General features: G+C 75.1%; 3 protein-coding genes and 2 pseudogenes. 3 read left to right on the top strand and 2 right to left on the bottom strand.

Annotation, left to right across the window (positions count from 1 at the left end):
* Positions 1-487, bottom strand: a pseudogene (locus GA0115240_RS36070) (transcriptional regulator); the annotation flags it as partial.
* Positions 488-737: 250 nt separating this feature from the next.
* Here GA0115240_RS36070 and GA0115240_RS05880 point away from each other — a divergent pair.
* From GA0115240_RS05880 to GA0115240_RS05890, 3 genes and pseudogenes are all read left to right on the top strand, one after another.
* Positions 738-1606: pseudogene (locus GA0115240_RS05880) on the top strand (oxygenase MpaB family protein).
* 115 nt (positions 1607-1721) lie between these two features.
* Entirely contained in the window at positions 1722-3908 is a 2187-nt protein-coding gene (locus tag GA0115240_RS05885; protein ID WP_256069566.1) for a serine/threonine-protein kinase, read from the top strand.
* 199 nt (positions 3909-4107) lie between these two features.
* Entirely contained in the window at positions 4108-4950 is an 843-nt protein-coding gene (locus GA0115240_RS05890) for an endonuclease/exonuclease/phosphatase family protein (protein WP_093735592.1), read from the top strand.
* A gap of 57 nt (positions 4951-5007) precedes the next feature.
* On the opposite strand, the gene GA0115240_RS05895 is transcribed toward GA0115240_RS05890, so the two are convergent.
* Positions 5008-5235: DUF4865 family protein (locus GA0115240_RS05895; RefSeq protein ID WP_141708740.1), on the bottom strand; the 228-nt coding region annotated here is incomplete at its 5' end.

Consider the following 5235-nt stretch of genomic DNA (forward strand, 5'->3'; position numbering starts at 1 on the left):
GGCCGGCAGCCGCATCACGGTGTCGCGGGGGATGGCTGAGCACAGAGGCGTGCGAGCGGTCCGCGGCGATGTGCAGCACCATCTCGACGTCGGCGTTCTGCCCCGGGCCGCAGTCGCCGCCGAGCCGGCAGTCCGCCGGGTCCGAACGGGTGTCGGAGCCGATCACCAGCACGTTGACCGGGGTGCGGCCGAAGGAGTCCGGCCGCTCGGTGCCGGCGTCCCCGATCCCGCCGAACAGCGGCAGGTCCCGCAGATTGCCGTTCAGCCGCAGATAGACGAAGGCGCCCGTGCCCGCGGTCAGCAGCACCGCCATGGACAGACCCAGGGTCACCCAGCGCGCGACCCGGTGGCGGGCCGGGCGCCGCACGGCCGGCCCCGCCGCTCCGGCCGGGACCACCCCCGCGTCCGCCCCGGCCTCCGTCCCCGGCGGCAGCCGCCGCGGCTCGCCCGGGTCGCTGTCGCGGTGGTTGTCCTGCCCGTCGGCCATGCGTGTGTACGTCCTCGCGTTCGTCCGCGGGCCGGTGGACAGGCCGCCCACCAGCGCAATCGCAGTATCGCCCACGGCGGCGGCGAAATCCGGCTCCGCCGGGGCGGGGGTGTCGGCGGGCCCTCCCGGACCTGGCCGGGACCGGGCCGGGACCGCGGCAGGAGTGCAGCAGGACCGGGCCGTGGACCTGGCAGCGGAGGCCGGCCCGCGGCCGGCGGGGACTACCGTGGAGCGGACGAAGGAGGCGGCCATGCGTGACGCGGACCCCGGACTGTTCGGACCCGACTCGGTGACCTGGCAGATGCACGGCGATCCCGTCATGTGGATCGGCGGTGTCCGCGCCCTTTATCTGCAGGCGCTGCACCCGCGGGCGGTGCGCGGCGTCGTGCAGAACTCCGACTTCCGCCGTGACGCGTGGGGCCGCCTGCTGCGCACCGCGTCGTTCGTCGGCGAGATCACCTACGGCACCACCCCGGCCGCCGAACGCGCCGGCGCCCGGATCCGGGGCATCCACCGCAGGCTGTCGGGAACCGACCCGACACGGGGAAGCGATTCGGCGTCGACGACCCCGACTTGCTGCTCTGGGTGCACTGCGCCGAGATCGACTCGTACCTGCACGTCGCCCGCCGCTCCGGCTTCCCGCTGACCGACGCCCACGCCGACGCCTATGTGGACGAACAGCGCCGGGCAGCCCGGCTGGTCGGCCTCGACCCGGCCGATGTCCCCGCCGACACCGCGGGACTCGCCCGCTACTTCGACCGGGTCCGCCCGGAACTCGAAGCCACCCCCGAGGCACTCGAGGTGCTCCGCTTCCTCAAGGCGCCGCCGGTGCCCACTGTCCTGCTGCCGGTACGGTTGGCGTTCTGGCGGACCCTGGCCGGCGCCGCCTTCGCCAGCCTGCCGGCCTACGCCCACACGCTGTACGGCGGCGGGCCTGGGCCGTCGCAGACCGCCACCGACCGCCGGCTGCGCGCCACCGGGCGGGCGCTGCGGGCGATACCGGCCACGGTCCGCTGGCAGTTGCCGCCCGGCCACATTCTCAAGGCGGTCGGACGACTCGGCCCCGGCACCCACCCGTCGGCGTACCGCCTGCCGGCCCCGGGACCCGAAATGCCCTGATGCGCTGTCCCGCACGTCCCCGGTCGCGGCCATACTGGGACAGCGGAGGCACCGAGAGGCACGGGGGCGGCGGCGCGCGATGGTGGCTGGACATCACGAAGGACATCTGACACCGGTGACCGGAATACCGGACGACAACGGGACGGACAGCGCTCTGATCCAGGGCCGCTACCGGCTGCACGAGCTGATCGGCCGGGGCGGGATGGGAGAGGTCTGGCGTGCGCTGGACGAGTCGCTCGGCCGCCGGGTCGCGGTGAAATGCCTGAAACCCGCCGGGCATTCCGGCGACGCCGGCTTCACCCGGGTCCTGCAGGAGCGCTTCCGCCGCGAGGCCCGGGTCGCGGCCGCGCTCCAGCATCGCGGCATCACCGTCGTGCACGACTTCGGCGAGCACGACGGGGTGCTCTTCCTGGTCATGGAGATGCTCGACGGCCGCAACCTGCTCCAGACCCTGGACGACGCCGGCCGCAATCCACTGCCGGTCCCGGACATCACCGACATCGCCGAGCAGGTCGCCGACGCGCTCGCCTACACCCACGCCCAAGGGGTGGTGCACCGCGACCTGAAGCCGGCCAACATCATCCGGCTCCCCGACGGCACGGTGAAGATCTGCGACTTCGGCATCGCCCGCCTGGGCCACGACATCGGCTTCACCTCCCGTCTCACCGGCAGCGGTGTCGCGATGGGCACGCCGCACTACATGTCACCCGAGCAGATCGACGCCTCCGAGGTCGACCACCGCAGCGACTTGTACTCGCTGGGCTGCGTGCTCTACGAACTGGCCACCGGGGCGCCGCCGTTCGACCTGGGCGACGCCTGGTCGATCCTGGTCGGCCACCGCGACAACGTGCCCGAGCCGCCGCGCCTGACCCGCCCGGAACTGCCGGAGGAGCTCGAACGGCTCATCTTGGACCTGCTGGCCAAGGACCCCGAGGACCGGCCGCAGGACGCCGCCGACGTCGCCGGCCGGCTCAAGGCCATGCGCGCGGGGGTCGGCGCGGCCACCCGCCCGGCAGTCCCCGCCCCCCTGCCGGACTGGGCCCGAGAGCTCACCACCGGCAGCCCCGCCCGCTCCACCCGGGCCCACCGCATCAGCGCCCCGCCGCACCACGAACTCACCGCCGCCTGGTCCACCCGCCCGGTGGCCGTCGAGGCGAGCCCGGACGCACTCGCCGCGCTGGCCGCCCGGCACGCCGAGGCCATCGACCTGGGCCGGGTCGGCAACTGGCAGCAGGCGTACGAGCTGCACACCTCGGTGGCCGCCGCCCGCGACCGGGCACAGGGCAGCGAACACCCCGACACCCTGGCCAGCCGCCACGAGGCCGCCTACTGCCTGACCCGGCTCGGCCGCACCGAGGAGGGCCTGCGGATGTACGAGTACGTGGCGGAGGCCCGCCGCCGCGTCCTGGGCCCCGACGACCCCGACACCCTGGTGGCCCGGCAGGAGGCGGCGTACGAACTGGGCCGGCTCGGCCGCCATCTGGAGGCCCACCAGGAGTACTCCGCGGTGCTCGCCGCCCGCGAACGCACCGCCGGCCCCGACGACCCCGACACCTTGCAGTGCAAGCACAACCTCGGCGTCAACCTCGGGCTGCTCGGCCGCACGGAGGAGGTCTACACCACCGCGGTCCAGGTGGCCGAGGCCCGCACCCGGGTGCTGGGCCCCGACGACCCGCGGACCCTGGTGACCCGCTTCGAGGTCGGGCACGCGCTGGCCCGCACCGGCCGCTCGGCGGAGGCGCTGGAGACCTACCGCGAGGTCGCCGAGGCCCGCGCCCGGACGCTCGGCCCCGACCACCCCGACACGCTGGCGGCCCGCTACGAGATCGGCATCTGCCTGGGCCGCCTGGGCCGCAGCGCGGACGCGCTCGCCCTGTTCGAGGAACTGGTGGCCGCCTTGACCCGCACCGTCGGCTCCGCCGATCCGCAGACCCTGCGGGTCCGGCACGCCCTCGGCGTCAACCTCGGGCTGCTCGGCCAGTGGGACCGCGCCCTGGCCGAGGCGCGCGACGTCGCGGCCGTCCGCGAACGGCTGCTCGGCGCCGGCCACCCGGACACCCTGGTCAGCAAACGCGAGATCGCGGTGGGCCTGGGCTGGCTCGGCCGCTGGGCCGGGGCGCTCACCGTCTACCACGAGGTCGCCGAGGCCCGCGAGCAGGTCCTGGGCCCGGCCCACCCCGACACCCTCACCAGCCGCAACGACGAAGCCCGCTGCCTGGCCCAACTCGGCCGCACCGCCGAGGCCCAGGCCCTCTACCGCCGCGTCAGCGACCAGCGCGAAGAGGCGCCCGAACGGCTCTGAACGCCGGGCGGTACGGTCGGCTCCGCCGGCCGCCACCGGGACGACACAAGCCCGCCGGGACGCAGGTCCCCGCGTGCGCGGCACCGTTCGGGATGATCACCCGGGGTAGGTGTCCCTTCGGCGCCGGCCGGCGTGATCAGGTGGTACCCAGCGTGGTGAGGAGCGGCGGCGCGTGGACGCAAGCGGGACGGTTCGTGTGATGACCTGGAACCTGTGGTGGCGGTTCGGCGGCTGGGAGCGGCGCCGCGAGGCGATCGCCCGCACGCTGGAGCGCGAACGCCCCGACATCCTGGGTCTGCAGGAGGTGTGGGGGAGCGCCGAGGGCGCCGAGCCCGCCGAGAACCTGGCCGGCTGGCTGGCGGACCGCCTCGGCATGCACTGGGCCTGGTCCCGCTCGCCGGTGCAGGACCGCTGGCACAAGCGCAACGGCGGCGACACCTCGGTGGACGTCGGGATCGCGGTGCTCAGCCGCTACCCGCTGCTGGAGACGGCCGAGCGGCGGCTGCCCGCCGGCGACCACCCCGACGACGGCAAGACCGCCCTGTACGCGTCCATCGACGTGCCCGGCGGACCGCTGCCCTTCTTCACCACCCACCTCAACTCGGGCCTCGACGAGTCCGCGGTCCGCTGCGCACAGGTCCGCGAGGTGGCCGCCTTCGTCGTCGAGCGCGCCCGCGGCGCCTATCCGCCGGTACTCACCGGCGACTTCAACGCCGAGCCCGACTTCGACGAGGTCCGGCTGATCCGCGGCTACCAGTGCGCGCCCGCCGCCCGGGGCCTGGTGCTGCTGGACGCCTGGCGGTTCGCCGACCCGGGGCTGCCCCGGGGCACCTGGAACCTGGCCCGCCAGGACGCGGTCACCTTCGGCCGCGAGCAGAGCTGCATCGACTACATCCTCGTCGGCGCCCCGGAGCCGGACGGGCGGGGCGTCATCCGCACCGCCCGCCGCGCCGGGCACCTCCCGGTGGACGGCGTGCAACCCTCCGACCACGCCGCGGTCGTCGCCGAACTCACGCTGGGCGGCGAACCGGCCCGGGCCTGAGGCGCGTCCCGCGGCCGGCCGCCCGGCGGGCCCCGGGACACGCGATGACGCCACCGCTCACCACTGCCGGCCCGTCCCGATCGCGTCGAGTTCGGGGCGGGACAGGTGCAGCACCCGGTAGCGGTCGGCGCCGGGCTCCTCGGGGGCCGTTTCCTGCCAGAGGGTGAAGCGCAGCAGTTCCCAGTGGCGCGGGTCGACCGCGAGGGCGACCGAGTGCACCCCGGGCCGCGCGGCCAGATCCGGCAGTTCGCCCACCGCGCGCTCCAGCGCCGCTCCCGGGTCCTC

Origin of the sequence: Streptomyces sp. DvalAA-14 (assembly GCF_900091855.1) — a bacterium.
GTDB lineage: Bacteria > Actinomycetota > Actinomycetes > Streptomycetales > Streptomycetaceae > Actinacidiphila.

Excerpts from the sequence above, each read along its gene's own strand:
- GA0115240_RS05890 (WP_093735592.1), top strand. The coding sequence starts at position 4,108 with ATGACCTGGAACCTGTGGTGGCGGTTCGGCGGCTGGGAGCGGCGCCGC.